Annotated in this window: 11 protein-coding genes, 5 tRNA genes, 2 rRNA genes and 1 riboswitch; of the genes, 13 read left to right on the top strand and 5 right to left on the bottom strand. The window is 35.9% G+C overall.

Annotated elements, in window-relative coordinates; all coding sequences use genetic code 11:
* The 12 genes from H3R25_RS04165 to H3R25_RS04110 all read left to right on the top strand — a co-directional run.
* A 23S ribosomal RNA gene (locus H3R25_RS04165) occupies positions 1–354 on the top strand; the annotation flags it as partial.
* Between the two features lie 82 nt (positions 355–436).
* Positions 437–553 (top strand): 5S ribosomal RNA (gene rrf / locus H3R25_RS04160).
* An 11-nt stretch (positions 554–564) separates the two neighbouring features.
* Positions 565–637: transfer RNA gene (locus H3R25_RS04155), tRNA-Asn, on the top strand.
* A gap of 6 nt (positions 638–643) precedes the next feature.
* Positions 644–733 (top strand) — tRNA-Ser (locus H3R25_RS04150).
* Positions 734–1,439: 706 nt separating this feature from the next.
* Positions 1,440–1,512 (top strand) — tRNA-Val (locus H3R25_RS04145).
* Positions 1,513–1,735: 223 nt separating this feature from the next.
* Entirely contained in the window at positions 1,736–2,581 is an 846-nt protein-coding gene (locus H3R25_RS04140; protein WP_122035593.1) for a MurR/RpiR family transcriptional regulator, read from the top strand.
* Positions 2,578–4,002 carry a 6-phospho-beta-glucosidase gene (locus H3R25_RS04135; RefSeq protein ID WP_198188334.1) on the top strand — a complete coding sequence of 475 codons (1,425 nt, stop codon included), beginning with the start codon at positions 2,578–2,580 and terminating at the stop codon, positions 4,000–4,002. Before H3R25_RS04140 ends, H3R25_RS04135 begins: the two co-directional genes overlap by 4 nt.
* Positions 3,999–5,291, top strand: coding sequence for a PTS sugar transporter subunit IIC (locus H3R25_RS04130; protein ID WP_198194375.1), 1,293 nt, complete (start codon positions 3,999–4,001; stop codon positions 5,289–5,291). Before H3R25_RS04135 ends, H3R25_RS04130 begins: the two co-directional genes overlap by 4 nt.
* Before the next feature lie 232 nt (positions 5,292–5,523).
* Positions 5,524–5,595: transfer RNA gene (locus tag H3R25_RS04125), tRNA-Glu, on the top strand.
* A 4-nt stretch (positions 5,596–5,599) separates the two neighbouring features.
* A tRNA-Val gene (locus tag H3R25_RS04120) sits at positions 5,600–5,672 on the top strand.
* 68 nt (positions 5,673–5,740) lie between these two features.
* Positions 5,741–5,822, top strand: a riboswitch (SMK box riboswitch).
* A complete protein-coding gene (gene metK / locus H3R25_RS04115) occupies positions 5,820–7,019 on the top strand; it encodes a methionine adenosyltransferase (RefSeq protein ID WP_198194374.1) in 1,200 nt (399 codons plus the stop codon). It overlaps the preceding riboswitch by 3 nt.
* A gap of 29 nt (positions 7,020–7,048) precedes the next feature.
* Positions 7,049–8,506 (top strand): MDR family MFS transporter, encoded by a 1,458-nt coding sequence (locus H3R25_RS04110; protein ID WP_198194373.1) that lies wholly within the window; start codon positions 7,049–7,051, stop codon positions 8,504–8,506.
* 291 nt (positions 8,507–8,797) lie between these two features.
* Here H3R25_RS04110 and H3R25_RS04105 read toward each other — a convergent pair whose 3' ends face one another.
* The 5 genes from H3R25_RS04105 to H3R25_RS04085 form a co-directional block, all read right to left on the bottom strand.
* Positions 8,798–9,925 carry a hypothetical protein gene (locus H3R25_RS04105; protein WP_198194372.1) on the bottom strand — a complete coding sequence of 376 codons (1,128 nt, stop codon included), beginning with the start codon at positions 9,923–9,925 and terminating at the stop codon, positions 8,798–8,800.
* Between the two features lie 5 nt (positions 9,926–9,930).
* A complete protein-coding gene (locus H3R25_RS04100; RefSeq protein ID WP_109715685.1) occupies positions 9,931–10,542 on the bottom strand; it encodes an ABC transporter ATP-binding protein in 612 nt (203 codons plus the stop codon).
* Positions 10,539–11,729 (bottom strand): hypothetical protein, encoded by a 1,191-nt coding sequence (locus tag H3R25_RS04095; protein WP_198194371.1) that lies wholly within the window; start codon positions 11,727–11,729, stop codon positions 10,539–10,541. Before H3R25_RS04095 ends, H3R25_RS04100 begins: the two co-directional genes overlap by 4 nt.
* Before the next feature lie 65 nt (positions 11,730–11,794).
* Entirely contained in the window at positions 11,795–12,988 is a 1,194-nt protein-coding gene (locus tag H3R25_RS04090; RefSeq protein WP_198194370.1) for a hypothetical protein, read from the bottom strand.
* Positions 12,989–13,483: 495 nt separating this feature from the next.
* A complete protein-coding gene (locus tag H3R25_RS04085) occupies positions 13,484–14,170 on the bottom strand; it encodes a phosphatase PAP2 family protein (RefSeq protein WP_122035631.1) in 687 nt (228 codons plus the stop codon).
* 259 nt (positions 14,171–14,429) lie between these two features.
* Here H3R25_RS04085 and leuS point away from each other — a divergent pair, with 259 nt between their 5' ends.
* Positions 14,430–16,844 (top strand): leucine--tRNA ligase, encoded by a 2,415-nt coding sequence (leuS, locus tag H3R25_RS04080; RefSeq protein WP_198194369.1) that lies wholly within the window; start codon positions 14,430–14,432, stop codon positions 16,842–16,844.
* Positions 16,845–16,892: the final 48 nt, after the last annotated feature.

Raw genomic sequence — 16,892 nt, 5'->3', positions numbered from 1 at the left:
GGTTGGGCTGTTCGCCCATTAAAGCGGCACGCGAGCTGGGTTCAGAACGTCGTGAGACAGTTCGGTCCCTATCCGTCGTGGGCGTTGGAAATTTGAGAGGAGCTGTCCTTAGTACGAGAGGACCGGGATGGACATACCGCTGGTGTACCAGTTGTCTTGCCAAAGGCATAGCTGGGTAGCTAAGTATGGAAGGGATAAGCGCTGAAAGCATCTAAGTGCGAAGCCCCCCTCAAGATGAGATTTCCCATACGAAAGTAGTAAGACACCTCAAAGACTAAGAGGTAGATAGGCTAGGAGTGGAAGAGCCGTGAGGTTTGGAGCGGACTAGTACTAATCAGTCGAGGACTTGACCACAAGCTTGAGCGATCTGAGGTTAGGATTGGTTTTTCAAGAGGATTATATTTAGTTTTGAGTGTAAAAACTCAAAGGAAAAAAGTACGGTGGCAATAGCAAGAAGGAAACACCTGTAACCATGCCGAACACAGCAGTTAAGCTTCTTCACGCCGAGAGTAGTTGGTGGGAGACTGCCTGCGAGGGTAGGACGCTGCCGTGCTTTTTTAATATTCCGGCTTAGCTCAGTTGGTAGAGCGCTTGACTGTTAATCAAGATGTCGTCAGTTCGAGTCTGACAGCCGGAGTATTCTGGAGTGTTGTCCGAGTGGCTTAAGGAGCATGATTGGAAATCATGTATATGGGTTAATCCTGTATCGAGAGTTCAAATCTCTCACACTCCGTAGTTTAAATAATAAAAACTGTCAGATTAATGTCTGACAGTTTTTTTGTGTAAGAAGTTCTAATGGATCTTAAGCTAGAGGAAAAGTATTTAATTATCTTAATATGCAAACTGATAGTGTCTAATTTAGTTTATACGGCACTAAAACACTTTTGTTATACTATTTTCTACTATGTGGAGTTAGTTCCGCTAAAAGCAAGAAAAGAGCCTTCAAACAAAATGTCATGAAAGCTCTTTTTATGATTAACTAAAATAACACCGTGTGGTATTTTTATTTAGTTAACGTTATATATATTAATATATTAACATGAAGTAATAAAGTATAAAGTAAAGTATATATGTAAGCTGACTAGTAATGCTACGCCAACTCAATAAGAATTATAGCATTTGATAACTAAATGAGCAAACCAAATAATCGAATTTGTTTATTTTTTTTGGCTATAAATGGCCTTTTTATAATTAGCAATTTCCCTTTTTGTTCTGTAATTAAAATGTGTACGTTATTTATTATATTTATTAACATATTTCTAAAAATAGTTTCTTTACTATTTTGCTTTTCTTTCTAAGTGTTATTTAAAATATTTTATTTAGTTCTTTTTTAACTAAAGTGATTTTAAATAAAATTAGAGCAAAAAAATACAGGTGGGAAAAAATCGCTAGACATGTTTTGGATATTATGTTAAAGTTTTAAACGTAGTCAAGTGACCGGAGGATTAGCTCAGCTGGGAGAGCATCTGCCTTACAAGCAGGAGGTCACAGGTTCGAGCCCTGTATCCTCCATAAAAGAAACAGACTTATAAGAGAGAACGTCGTTAAGGCGTTCTTTTTTTGTTTTCAAAATTTACATTTTAACTTTTGGAATTTATTTTCAAAAATGGTCTCAAATTTGTTCCAATTTGGTACTTTACTCCAAAAGTATTGATATCATTGAATTAGAAAGCGATTACAAGATATAATGACGTTGTCGATTGAGTAATTGATCTTAGCGGCCGAAAGGAAAATTATGATATTAGACGAAATGCTTAAAAGTAGTAAATTGACCGGACAAGAACGTGAAGTTCTAGATTTCATTAGTAATAATCCACAAAGAGTACTTGGAATGACAGTTCATGAGGTTGCAAAAGCGAGCTTTTCGAGTTCGTCAACAGTAATTAGGCTTTGCCAAAAAGCAGGCGTTAGCGGTTTTACTGAGTTTAAATATAAATTAGCAACTGAATTGCCCACAATTATTGAATTAGATGATGATCTAAAGAGCAATGGCTTTAATGGCAGTGAGGCTTCAAGAGAAGTTTTGGATAGAATTGAAACTGTTCATCGAAACTCTCTGAAATATACCAAAAACATTTTTAATACAGAGTTACTTAATAGAGTAGCTAGTTTACTTAAAACTGCAGATAGAATTGAAATTTATGGTGATGGACTTAATTATCCGTTAGCTCAATTATTTTGTTTAAATTTTCAAGAAGTCGGTGTTGAAGCGGAAGCATATGATTCTTTGAATTTGATGCATGCGAAAGTATACCGAAATAGAAAAGTCAGACCCTTAGCCTTTATTTTGACCCATACTGGGAATAATGAGCATATGTATGGCATTGCTAAAAAACTGAAGGCTGAGGACTATAAAATTGTTGTTGTGTGCGATTCCGTTAAGCGCTCAATTTGTCGATTATGCGATGAAACAATGGTTATTAAGACTACTAAAAACACGTTGGAGCTTAGTAATATTGTGTATATTTCATCGATTCAATACCTATTTGACGTGTTGATGTCGTTGAAAATGCTCAATAATTACTCTGAAGTAAGTGAGACTTCAGATGAGGTTGAAAAGATTAAGGAAAGACAAAATTGATTAATAAAGACTTTTTATGGGGCGGTGCAGTAGCCGCTAACCAATATGAAGGAGCTTGGGACACAGGAGGTAAAGGAATTAGTGTAACTGATGTTATGACTAAAGGTGATGTAAATACGCCTAGAAAAATAACAGCAGGGGTTTTACCAAATGAAGAGTATCCCAATCATTTTGGCATTGATTTTTATCATCATTACAAAGAAGAAATAAAACTTTTTGCAGAAATGGGATTTAAATGTTTCAGACTAAGTATTGCTTGGTCAAGAATTTTCCCACATGGTGACGAGGAAAAGCCAAATGAAGAAGGATTAGCATTTTACGACAATGTTTTTGATGAATGCTTGAAATACGGCATTCAACCTGTTGTTACGCTATCGCATTTTGAAATGCCATATTATTTGGCTGACCATTATGGTGGATGGCGTGATCGTAGGGTAATTGATTTCTTTTTACGATACGCAAAGGTTTGCTTTGAACGCTATCACGAAAAAGTAAAATACTGGATGACTTTCAATGAAATTAATAATCTGATTGATACAGATAATCCATTCAATGCATGGACTGGTGCTGGTGTTTTATATAAGGAAGATGAGAACCCAGAGCAGACAATGTATCAAATTAGTCATTATCAATTTGTAGCAAGTTCTCTGGCCGTTCAAGAAGCTAAGAAAATTGATTCAAAACTTCAGATAGGCTGTATGCTTCATTTAGGGCCCCTATATCCTGCAAGTTGTAAACCACTTGATCAAATTGCAAGTCTTAAAGCAATGGACAGGCGCTTCTTCTTTAGTGATGTTCAGATCAGGGGTACTTATCCTTCATATACAAAAAAACTGTGGGAACGCAAAAATATTAAATTAGACATCACACAAGAAGATTTGGCTAATTTAAAAAAAGGAACTGTCGATTTTCTAGGCTTTAGTTACTATAAGTCGACTATTGCAGAATATAATGCTCAGGCTGACTTTTTGGAAAAGCCTAATCCTTATGTTTCTAAAAGTGACTGGGGTTGGGCCATTGATCCGGTCGGACTGCGATATATTTTAAACGTTGCTTATGAGCGATATCAGAAACCATTGTTTATCGTCGAAAATGGTTTTGGTGCTTATGACAAGTTAGAAAATGGCTCTGTTAATGATGATTATCGAATAAATTATCTTCAAAGCCATGTTGTTCAAATGTTGAAAGCTATCGAACTTGATGGCGTTGATGTAATTGGCTATACCCCATGGGCAGCAATCGATATTATTAGTGCTTCAACTGGTGAGATAGAAAAGCGCTACGGCTTTATTTATGTCAATTTAGATGAAGTAAAGCAAGGTGCTGCAGGTGTCTACCGTAAACAATCATTTGAATGGTACAAAAATATTATAAAAACTAATGGTGAGTGTCTAAAAGATCAAGTGAGGGTAGAGAAATGAAAAAGTTCATTAACGATAAATTAGTACCAATGGTTATGAAATTTACCAATACTAAGATTATTAGCGCACTAAAAGATGGAATGATGTTTGTATTACCATTTCTAATTGTTGGCTCGCTGTTCATGCTCTTAGCAAACATACCAATACCAGCAGTCGCAAATGAGATTACTAAGAGTGGTTGGGCTGATGTTTTTAACCAAATATACCAATCTTCATTTTCATTGATGGCAATTTTTGCCGTAGTAGGTATTGCATATACTTATATTAAAAATGAAAAAGTTGATTCACCTTTTTCAGGTAGTTTAGCTGCACTCGGTGCGTTCATTATGCTATTGCCATCTGAAATTAAGCCTAAAGGTGGAGAACTTATTACAAATGTTATTTCAAAAAATTGGACTGCGGGTCAAGGGATGATCTGTGCGATCATCGTCGGTTTACTAAGTGGTTTTATTTATAGTTACTGCGTTAAAAAAGATTGGCGAATCAAACTACCTGCTGGAGTTCCACCAGCTGTAGCAAATTCTTTTATGGCACTAATTCCAACTGCAGCAGCTTTAGTTGTTGCCGGAGCAATTTGTGCAATCTTCAAATTTGTAGCTCAAACTAGTTTTGCGGAAATAATTTACTCAGCAATTCAAACGCCACTTCAAGGAATCACTGATTCTCTTGGTGGAGTGGTAATTATGACAATCGTAATGTCATTACTATGGTGGTGTGGTGTTCACGGTGGAGCAATTTGTGGCGCTATTCTGACACCAATTTTGCAGTCTAACATGTCTGATAACCAATCAATTTTGGATGCAGGGAAAAAACTAACAGTCGCTAATGGTGGACACATTTTTACCCAACAGTTTTGGGATAATTATCTGTGTATGACAGGTGCGGGAATTGTAATGGGCCTTGTCATCTACATGACATTTTTCTCAAAGTCATCTGCTCTAAAAGAACTTGGAAAACTGTCGCTAGTTCCAAACATTTTTAATATTAATGAGCCAGTTATTTTCGGCGTTCCGATTGTAATGAACTTATACTTATTAGTTCCATTTGTGGTTTTTCCAACTTGTGTTGGAATCATTAGTTACTTACTGATGCAATGGGGAATTTTGCCACTGTTTTCTGGTGTGATGGTTCCGTGGACAACGCCACCAATTATTTCAGGATTTTTAATTGGAGGATGGCGAACAGCTTTATGGCAATTTGTTATTATCATTCTCTCAATGATTGTGTACTGGCCATTCATTAAAAAATATGATCAATTTTTGGTAAAGCAGCAAAACGCAACGAAATAAATAAAGAGGATTAGTATCTTGAAGTACTAATCCTTTTTTGGTAAAATAACAAACGTTGCTGGTCAAAGCAGCTAGTATTGCCTGTAATCAATGCGTTTATTGAGTAAAAGCTATTCTTGTTGCTCTAATAGGCTTTAGCAGGAGTTTTCAAACAAATTTACTTTTTTTGTTTTTTTACTTGCAAATCATTTTTTATCTAGTATACTATTGAATGTACTTTGATTCAGAACCTGACCCGTTGGTCAAGTGGTTAAGACATCGCCCTTTCACGGCGGTAACATGGGTTCAAATCCCGTACGGGTCACTTTGGAGGATTAGCTCAGCTGGGAGAGCATCTGCCTTACAAGCAGGAGGTCACAGGTTCGAGCCCTGTATCCTCCATCGTTCGATGACTACCGAATACACGGTAGTCTTTTTTTTACAAAAAAAAGAACGAATATAATTATATTTATCGGTTCAAGTCCTGAGAGGATCCAATATTTGGAGATGCCTTGTAACCGAATAGCTGACGTCTATAGGGGGACTAATATGGAAAAACGTTTATTTACTTCAGAATCTGTTTCTGAAGGGCACCCAGATAAAGTGGCTGATCAAATATCAGACGCAATTCTGGATGCAATTATTGCCAAGGATCCACAAGCTCACGTAGCTTGTGAGACGGTGGTAAATACGGGAATTGTTTATGTCTTTGGTGAAATATCAACTAGTGCATATGTTGATATTCAGAGCATTGTTAGAAAAACAGTTCTACGAATTGGTTATGACCGTCCGGAACTTGGGTTTGATGGCAATAACTGTGCTGTTTTAGTAGGGATTGATGAGCAATCACCTGATATTGCACAGGGAGTTGATCACTCGCTTGAGACACGTGAAAACCAGTCTGATGATGACGACCTTGATCAAATTGGGGCTGGAGACCAAGGCTTGATGTTTGGCTTTGCAGTTAATGAAACACCAGAACTCATGCCGTTGCCAATTTCTTTAGCTCATCGCTTAATGCGCCAAGTTGCAAAATTGCGTAAAGACGGCGAATTAACGTGGCTCAGACCCGATGCTAAAGCACAAGTAACAGTTGAATATGATGAAAATCAAAAGCCTAAACGTGTTGATACAGTAGTAATTTCAACTCAAACAGATGATCAAGTATCCAATGAAGAAATTCGCCAGGCGATGATTGAGCTAGTAATTAAAAAAGTAATTCCAGCAGAATTTCTTGATGAAGACACTAAATTTTTAATTAATCCATCTGGCCGTTTTGTAATAGGTGGACCAAAAGGTGATTCAGGTTTAACTGGACGCAAGATTATTGTTGACACTTATGGTGGTTACGCTCGTCATGGAGGCGGTGCCTTTTCGGGAAAGGATCCGACAAAGGTTGACCGTAGTGCCAGCTACGCTGCTCGTTATGTTGCTAAAAATATTGTTGCAGCAGGTTTAGCAGATCGCTGTGAAGTCCAACTTGCATATGCGATTGGGGTCGCACATCCTGTTTCAGTAATGATTGATACCGCAAATACCGGTAAGGTAAGTGATGAATTGTTGACAAGTGCTGTACGACAAATCTTTGACCTTCGTCCTGCAGGTATCATTCAAATGCTTGATTTAAGACGACCAATCTATGAGCAAACGGCTGCCTATGGTCATTTTGGTCGAACTGACGTTGATTTACCGTGGGAGAGAACCGATAAAGTTCAAGAATTACTTGACTTTGTTAATAAAAATAAATAGATTTTAGAAAATTTGAAGGAGTTGTAATTGTGAAAAAGACCAATGTACCTGTAGTTACACTTGCGATTTTTATGACAACGTTTATGACAGCGATTGAAGGCACAATCGTTTCCACAGCGATGCCAACCATTGTCTCTGATCTAAATGGGTTAGAAATCATGAATTGGGTTGTTTCAATCTTTCTGTTCATGACGGCTGTTTCAACTCCTTTGTATGGAAAATTAGCTGACAGCATTGGTCGGAAGCCAATTTTTTTATTCGGGATAGCCTTATTTGTAATCGGTTCGGCACTCTGTGGCCAAGCTCACAACATGATTGAGTTGATTCTTTTCCGTGTGATTCAGGGACTTGGCTCTGGAGCTGTTCAACCGGTAGCGATGACCATTATTGCCGATATGTATACTCTAGAAAAAAGAACTAAAATGCTGGGGCTTAACTCTGGTTTTTGGGGTGTAGCTTCTGTTATTGCACCACTTTTAGGTGGGTTCATTGTTCAGAATCTTTCTTGGCACTGGGTTTTCTACATCAATGTTCCAATAGGTTTGATAGCCTTTTTACTGGTTGTGTTCTTCTTAAGTGAACCCAAAGCTAGGCAAAAAGCTAAACTTGATGTTAAAGGCACATTTTGGCTGGTCGTTCTGCTATTGACAGTAATGTTTACTTTGCAAGAACTGAGTTCGCTCAGCGGCTTAATATTAGCTGTTTTGGCAGTTTTAATTATTGTTAGTGCAATTATGTTCTACCGTGAAGAAAAACGCGCAGAGGACCCAATAATGCCATTGACGATGCTTAAAGGTAGAGAGTTCCTTGCAGTCAATATGATTACCTTGTTTGTATCAGGAGTTGTTATTGGCTTTGAATTCTATATTCCGACTTGGATGCAGGGAATTAAGGGCACTACAGCAACTATTGCAGGATTTGCAGTAACGCCAAGTTCAGTTATGTGGGTAATTGGTTCATTTCTAATTGGTGGAATGCTAAGTAAATGGGGTGTCCGTAAAACATTCTTTGGAATGTTAACTTTATTGTTGATAGCTGACGCTATGCTTTTGATTGTTCCAATGCAGACACCATTTTGGCTGTTTTGCATCATTGCAGCGATGAACGGCTTTGGCTTTGGTTCCATTATGACCGCTGCACAAGTTCGCTCACAAGTTTTAGTCGATCAAGACCATGTTGGTGTTGCAACATCGTTTAATACCTTAATGCGCTACTTAGGACAAACTATGATGGTTTCGATTTACGGTATTACTTTCAATACGATTGTGGCAAGTGAACTTGCCAAGCATCCAAATCTAACTCAGGCAATGATGAACAAGATTGTTTCTTCTATCAAAGCTAAAGAGTTGGCGGCTAACTTGGTTCCACAATTGCGTCAAGTACTGTTTAGCGCATTAAAGGGCGTTTATGTGGTTTCCTTGATAGCAATTATTCTTTCAATTGTGTTCAACTGTATTTATAAAAAGCAACAAGAAATAGTTGATTAAAATAAATATCGACTAAAAACCTGCTGATAACTAATCAGCAGGTTTTTTATTTATAAACTTTTCTGTATAGTAGAAAAATTGGTTTCTAAAAGCATAATAGATGATATCAACAAAATTACAGATAGGGAGTATAGAATAAAAGGCAAATTACCAATTGACGTTCTTTAGGTGATAGAGAGAAAAAGGCTAGAGATAACCTGCTTTTTCGGCGTGGTCAATTATATAATTTAACTCCATTTCAAAAAGAGTCTGGGAAAATATTTCTCCCAGACTCTTTTGATTTCAAATTATTCAATTACCCCTTTTAGTAAACTTTGTCATTTGCTTTGAAAACCAAGGCCATGAAAAATTAAGGATTGTGAGAATGATAATTGAAACTATGAGAACTCTACAGCCGAAAGTAAAATTAAGCTGTGGATTGCTAAATTTTGTTGCTAGATTTCCATTTGCTACCTGAGTCGAAAGTAGGTAAGTCATTGGTATATATTGCACTATAGTAGTTTGGGCCATTCCACTTCCACCAGAGGTTGATTGCAAAATGAATGGCAAAATTGCTCCACCTAAAAGTATAAATAGTGCTAAGAAAAGGCAGCTTAATTGATTACGCGTGATTTGAGCTAAAAGAAGTAACAGAATCACAATGAAAATACACGTCAAGACGGTTAAAATAAACGCAGGTTTTAGCCAAACAGAAAGAGGTTGATAAGTACTTTTGAAACTACCTGGTAAAGTTATTCCTTGAATTGGATAGGAAAGTGGGCCACTACCAAAGAGCAGACTGCTAAGTCCCCAGATTAAAAGGCTGATAAAAAGAGTTAGTGAAAAAGCAATCAGTAATCCTAAAATGATATCTAGTAATACGCTGTGCTTGCTTGGTAACAATATGGCACGATTTAGATGATCGACATACTTTGATGCGAAAATATTACTTAAAATAAAACAAAGCATGGCGACAATCATTGCAGGCAGAAAACCTTCTGAAAGTTTAAACAGGAATAACCAACCTTGTTTAGGATGTTGTTCATTTTGTTCTGGTAAATTTGCATTTTTTAGAGCATTTAAACGGGCATTTTTCTGTTTGATTTCTTGTCTAAGATCAGCTCCGCCAATTTTGACTTGTGCTGCTTGCTTGTTATTTTGGCGAATCATCAATTCATAAGCATGATCCCAATTTTTATTATCTAAGGCTTTTAATATTTGCCGCACATTTCTATTTTGATTTTTAACTGTGGGCAAATTAGCTTGAGACTGTTTCTGCTGACTTAAATCTTGGTTTATTTGGTAACGAATTGTAGTTTGATCGCCTTTAAGGGCATTATAGCCTAGAATAAGTCCTGCACATATTAGCACTATACTTAAAATCAGCCAGGTCAAAGTATTTTTAAACACTTTTTTAAATTGTAATTCAAAATAGGCCATAAGCTTTATCCCCGAACTAATTGGTGGTGCTTTAAAGTCAGAGTATCATCAACAATTCCTGCTACTTCATCTTGATAATGAGAAGCCATAATAATAAGTTTGTTTTGTTTTGCTAAATTGGTCAATTCCTGATAAAGAATTTGACGGCTGTCAGAGTCAAGGCCATTGTTAATTTCATCCATTAGTAAGTATTTAGCATCGCTTAACTCATAAAGGGCAACTACCAGTTTTTGTTTCATACCTAATGAATATTTTCTAATTGGAGTTTTGATATAATTACTCATTTCCCAACGGTTTATTATTTCTTGCAAATCCTGGTGTGAATGCCATTCGTTTTTAACAAATTGCATATAATCAAAGCCTGAAAGATTTTTGTCAAACCAGTCAGAAGTTTCCAAGTAAAAAACTTGGCTTTTGACGTCAGCAAAAGGTTTACCATCGAACAGAACTTGACCTGAGCTCGGAGCAAGTAAGCTAACTATAGTTCTGAGGACACTTGTTTTACCAGTGCCATTAAGTGCATGAAGCATATAAATTCTGCCATTTTGAAAGTTGAAATTGGCATTTTTTAGTATAGGTTCACGTAATGTAAGGGTTAAATCCTTAATTTCAATCATTTTGTTTTCCTCCCTTTTTGGGCTTTTTGTGCGATGAGATAGTTTAAAAGTAAAAGAATAATAATTCCTACGGTTAAAACAAGGATGCCATTGACAAAATTAACCTGTGGGTAAGTGACTAATTTTGTTTCATCTGCAAAGACATATGCATTACTAATACCAAACATACCATCTACTGGTTGTAAGGAGAAAAAGTAACTCATAGGAATAAATTGAGCAAAATTCCTTGCTGCTACTACGTATTGAGGTAGTACCATCCCACCAATTAATATAAAAACTGAAACGAATAACGCCAACAAGCGGTTTTTAAATATTTGTACGAATAGTAAAACCGCATTTGCAATGAACATAAAACTAAATAATTCTAAAATCAAAGTAGGGCAAAACAGCTGGTTCATAGGAATGAAAATGTTCTGTTTAGCTACTGCGTCTACACCCATCATCGGATATTTAAAGTTGCCAGTACCAAAAAATATACTTGGAATAATAAAAATCAACAGGAATGCTGATAAAAAATAGCCAAATCCAATTAATGAACCAGCACCAACTTCAATCAATAAATGGTTTCTTTGTGGTAAGAGATTTCCTAGACGCATTCGATCATAAAAACCTGAGGAGTATAATTTGATTAGAATAAAAATTATGGCTAAAACAGCTAAAGGTGGTAAGACTTCTTGCATCATTTCTAATATAAAAAAGCCGCCTTTAACAGAATAATGTTCATTTTCTTCTGGTAAGTTATTTCGAGCCAGATACTGTAATTTTTGAATATTACTTTCAAGTGGCAACAAATCATCTTTATTGGCATTATTACGTTTTGCATCAGCAAGATTATATTTCTCTTGCTTTATTATGATTTGATAAGCTTTTTGCCACTTATTTGTTTGAATTGATTTAATTAATGTCTTAAATTCTTTGATAGATGACTTGTTTTCTGCTAGATCCAGTTCAATTTTATGTTTGTCTTTTTTTGTCAAATTAGTTTTTTTTAATTGCTTTTGATAATATTTGACATTTTTCTTTTCTACCGCGATATTTTCTCTAGCTTCCGTTATGCGTGGATTAATATGGCGAGAATTATAGTTTTTTGTCCAAAAATAAAAACATCCGAGTAAAATTGCTAAAAGGCTAATCCAGGTAAATTTACTTTTTATTACCTTCTTAATTTGTAATTTAAAATATGGCATTTTTCGTCACCTCTTTATATAAAAATTAAAAGCATGTTTAAACATTTTAAGATAGTATTATAAAGTTAACTTTCTTTTATTCCTTTTTGTGCTTTTTCGGCGACAAAGTAATTTAGAAGTAAAAGAATTAATATCCCTATTAGTAAAACTATTACACCATTAGTAAAATTAACTTGCGGATAAGTTGCTAATTCCGTTTCATCTGCGAAGGCATAGGCATTACTGATACCAAACATGCCATTCACAGGTTGTAAAGCAAAGAAGTAGCTCATCGGAATAAACTGAGCAAAACTCCGTTCGGCTACTACAAATTGTGGCAGTACCATGCCTCCAACCAATATCAGAACAGAAAAAAGTAATGCTATAATAGGCTTCTTAAAAAATTGAACGAAAAATAATACCAGACCTGAGATAAAGATAAAACTGAGCAATTCTAAAATTAAAATTGGAAGTAAGAGTTGATGCATCGGAATAAAGGTATATTCTCTAGTCACTGGATTCATCCCCGCAATTGGATAGTTAAAATTGCCAGTACCAGCAAAAAGGCTAGGTATGAGGAAAATCAATAGGAAAATGACAAGAAAATAACTGAAGCTAATTAGCGAGCCTGTAGAAAATTCGCTTAAGATCAATCTATTGTTAGGTAATAAATTGCCTAATCTCATATGGTCAAAGTAATCATTTGCAAATATTTTTACCAGGATAAAGGTAGTTGCTAGGACTACAAGAATAGGTAAGAACTGTTCCATTACAAAAATGAGAAAAAAACTACCTTTTACTGGATTAATAGTCTGTTCTTTTGGTAAATGTTGTTTGGCTAATGTTTGAAGCTCCAATAAATCACGTTTACTTATAGCGACGGCTTCACTATTCGAACCATTTTTATCAGCATCAGCAAGCCAAAATCTAGCTTCTTTAATCATAATCGGATAAGCTTTTTGCCAATCTTTAGATTTTAATGCCTTAATGAGCCTTTGCTTTTCAGCTATATCCGCTTGAGAACTTTTTAGAGTTTTTCTTATTTGTTTTTTACTGTCCGCATCTAGATTTTTTTGTTTGAGTTCTTTTTGAAAATATTTTACGTTTTTCTTTTGTATCGCTAAGTTGCTTTTTGCAGTACTAAGTTCCATACTATCAGACTTGCTAGTATAATAATTCCTTACCCAAAAAGAAAGGCAACATATTAAAATCGCGATCAGACTAATCCAAGTAAGTTTGCTTTTTAGTACCTGCTTAATTTTTAACCTCAAATATGGCATTTTTCGTCACCTCTTAGTCTTGGTTTAATAAAAACTGCTAGATTCAATTTATTAATCTAGCAGTTCTTATAACTTCAATATTAAAAAATTATGTCACGACTTCTAGCACAATTGCTTTTGAGTGTGAATATTTTGTTACTTGATAATATAGCATTTTTCCTTTTTTTGCAATAAAAAGTTCATATAATATTTATTATTGGAAATAAATTTAATCAATTAAGCTTAAATTATTTAAGTTCGCAACGTCTACCTAGAAAATTATTAGCTAACTTTTAAGCAAAAATGCAACGCGATGAACATATCAAAAATATAAATCTTAAACCTTATCAAGAGTAAGATGGGAAGGCGATTGCCACAATCTTGAGCTGTTGCAAAAAATCGATTTGTTAAAGAAGTATTCAGAATATAAAGTTGTCATTGGTCGTCCAGCTCAGGATTAATTTTGCCTACAAAAAAAGCTCAAACTATTAAAAGTTTGAACTTTTTGATTTTAAACTAAATTTTTTCTTGTACTCGCGTTTCCAAATAATAGTGATATAAGAAGGAGTAACCAATTAATAAAAAGGCAATTCCTTCTAAGAAACCACCAACTACATCTGATGGATAATGAACATGATTGAAAATTCTAGTATAACCAATTAGAAGTGGGAAGCACAGCCAAACGATGCATAGGACAGTTTTAGCGGCTTTATTTTTAATTAGTAAGATAGTTAAGACAATTAGAATGCCAAATAATGTTGCACTACCAACGGAGTGACCTGATGGAAAACTATATCCATGTGCATCAACAAGATGATGCACTGAAGGACGCTGTCTAGCAATTGCATGCTTAATGATCCAATTATATCCGTTGGCCGCAATCATAGTTCCAGCAGTAAAAAATGCATAAGCATATTTTTTGAAAATTCCGAGAATCACTACCAAAATGATTGTTTCAATCATGATAACACTCGTATTACCGAGATTAGTAAAAGTAGTGGCAAATTTGATAATTGCAGGATTGTTATTACAAATTATCCCAATTAAAGCAGTATCAAACTGATGGATGAATTGACTGTCAGCTGAAACTAATATTGCCCATACCGCGTACAACATTAAAAAAATCGTCGCGGGTATGATGGTATCTCTTTTTGAATGAATTGTCGTATCCAAATGACTTTCTCCCCTTGTTTTTTTTAGCATTTGTGGTAAATTATAATCATTATTGAACAAAAAATAAAGGTTAGGAAATAGTAGCGATTTTATTTTTCTATAGAGAAAAGTCGGTTGGTGCAAGACTCGAAAAATATATTGTGAACTGAGCCTAGATGAAATCTTTCGTTGGCTAGCCGCGTTAAGGAGCGTTTGAGTGTCATGCGAAAATGTATGAAACTTAGGTGGTACCGCGATTATTCGTCCTATGAAATTAATTTCATAGGACTTTTTTTATGAGGTAAAATTTATGTACAATCACAAAGTTGTAGAGAAAAAATGGCAAGAATATTGGGCAAAAAACCACACATTTAAAACGGGTAATGATCCTAAAAAGAAAAATTACTACGTTTTAGATATGTTTCCTTTCCCATCTGGTAAGGGACTACATGTAGGTCACCCAGAAGGCTATACTGCTACTGATATTGTGGCGCGGATGAAGCGTAGTGAGGGCTACAATGTTCTTCACCCAATGGGCTGGGATGCATTTGGACTGCCAACTGAGCAATATGCACTTCAAACTGGTCAAGACCCTGCAGTAGTAACCAAAGAAAATATTGCTAATTTTAAACGGCAACTTAACACATTGGGCTTTTCTTATGATTGGGATTGTGAAGTTTCTACCAGTGATCCTAAGTACTATAAGTGGACTCAATGGACTTTTGAGCAAATGTATAAAAATGGTCTTGCTTATGAAGCCGAAGTTCCAGTCAATTGGTCACCAGATTTAGGTACAGTTGTAGCCAATGAGGACATTGTTGATGGTAAAACAGAACGTGGTGGTTACCCAATTTACCGTCGCAATATGAAGCAATGGATGCTTAGAATTACCAAATACGCAGATCGTCTGCTTGCTGGACTTGATAATCTTGACTGGCCAGAAAACGTTAAAGAAATGCAACGCAACTGGATTGGCCGTTCAGTAGGTGCTCAGATTACCTTTAAGATAAAGGATTCAGATGAAACCTTTGATGTCTTTAGTACGCGTCCTGATACTTTATTTGGTGCTACCTATGCCGTATTGGCTCCTGAAAACAAGTTAGTTCAAAAGATTACGACTGACGGGCATAAAGAAGAAGTTGACGCATACATTAAGCAAATTGAATCCAAGTCAGACTTGGAAAGAACCGATTTAAATAAAACTAAATCAGGTGTCTTTACTGGAGCTTATGCAATTAACCCAGTTAATAACCAAGAAATTCCAATTTGGATTGCTGATTATGTTCTTGGTAGTTACGGAACTGGTGCTGTTATGGCTGTGCCAGCTCACGACACGCGTGATTACGAATTTGCGCAAAAATTTGATTTGCCAATCAAGGCTGTTATCAAGGGTGGCGACATCAGTAAAGAAGCCTTTACAGAAGATGGTCCACATATTGATTCTGACTTTTTGAACGGCTTGAATGTTGAAGAAGCCAAGAAGAAAATTGTTGATTGGCTTGAAGAACATAACGCTGGTAAGAAAAAGGTTAATTACAAACTTCGTGATTGGGAATTTAGTCGTCAACGCTACTGGGGTGAACCAATTCCAGTTATTCATTGGGAAGATGGCGAAACTACTTTAGTTCCTGAAGATGAGTTGCCACTAGTTTTACCTCACGCTACTGACATTAAGCCATCAGGTACCCCAGAAAGTCCACTGGTTAACCTTAAAGATTGGGTTAATGTGGTAGATAAAAATGGTCGTAAAGGAAAACGTGAGACCAACACAATGCCTAACTGGGCAGGTTCATCGTGGTACTTCTTACGCTACATTGATCCACATAATGACAATAAGCTTGCAGACTACGAATTGCTTAAGAAATGGATGCCGGTAGACTTGTACATCGGTGGTGCTGAGCATGCAGTTCGTCACTTATTGTATGCAAGATTTTGGAATATGGTTCTTTACGACCTAGGTGTTGTACCGAATGAAGAACCATTCCAAAGACTATATAATCAAGGTTTAATTCTCAAAGACCATGATAAGATGTCAAAATCCAAGGGTAATGTTGTTAACCCTGACGATGTTATTGAGGAATATGGTGCCGATAGTCTCAGAATGTATGAAATGTTCATGGGTCCTCTAGATGCTTCAATTGATTGGGATGACAACGGTCCTGCATCAACTAAGAAATTCTTAGATAGAATTTGGCGTCTTTTTGTAAATGACTTAGATTTGAAGGCAATTCCTCAAGAAAACGTTATTGAAGAAAATGACGGTACATTGGACAAGGTTTATAACGAAACTGTTAAGAAGGTAACTGAGGACTTTGATGCCTTACACTTTAACACTGCAATTTCTCAATTAATGGTCTTCATTAATGCAGCACAAAAGGCAAAAACAATTCCAAGAGAATATGCAGAAGGCTTCATGACCTTAATCGCACCAATTGCACCACACATGATGGAGGAGATTTGGCAAATTTACGGTCATGATGAGTCAATCACTTTTGCTAAATGGCCAACTTATGATCCAAGTAAACTAGTTGAATCAACAGTAGAAATTATGGTTCAAGTCAACGGTAAATTACGCGGTAACTTTGATGCGCCAAAGGATGCTGACAAGGATGACTTAGAGAAACAAGCTCTAGCTTTACCACATGTACAGAAATTTTTAGACGGTAAGGAAGTCAAAAAAGTTATTATTGTTCCAAATAAAATTGTCAATATTGTTGCTAAATAAACTTAATTTTTCCTAAAGTGCAAAGTAGATTTGTTGTTAATTGCCTTT

The organism is Lactobacillus sp. M0390 (assembly GCF_016102085.1).
Classification (GTDB): domain Bacteria; phylum Bacillota; class Bacilli; order Lactobacillales; family Lactobacillaceae; genus Lactobacillus; species Lactobacillus apis.
Note: the sequence above shows the minus strand (reverse complement) of the source record. Positions and strands in the feature narration are given on the sequence as shown.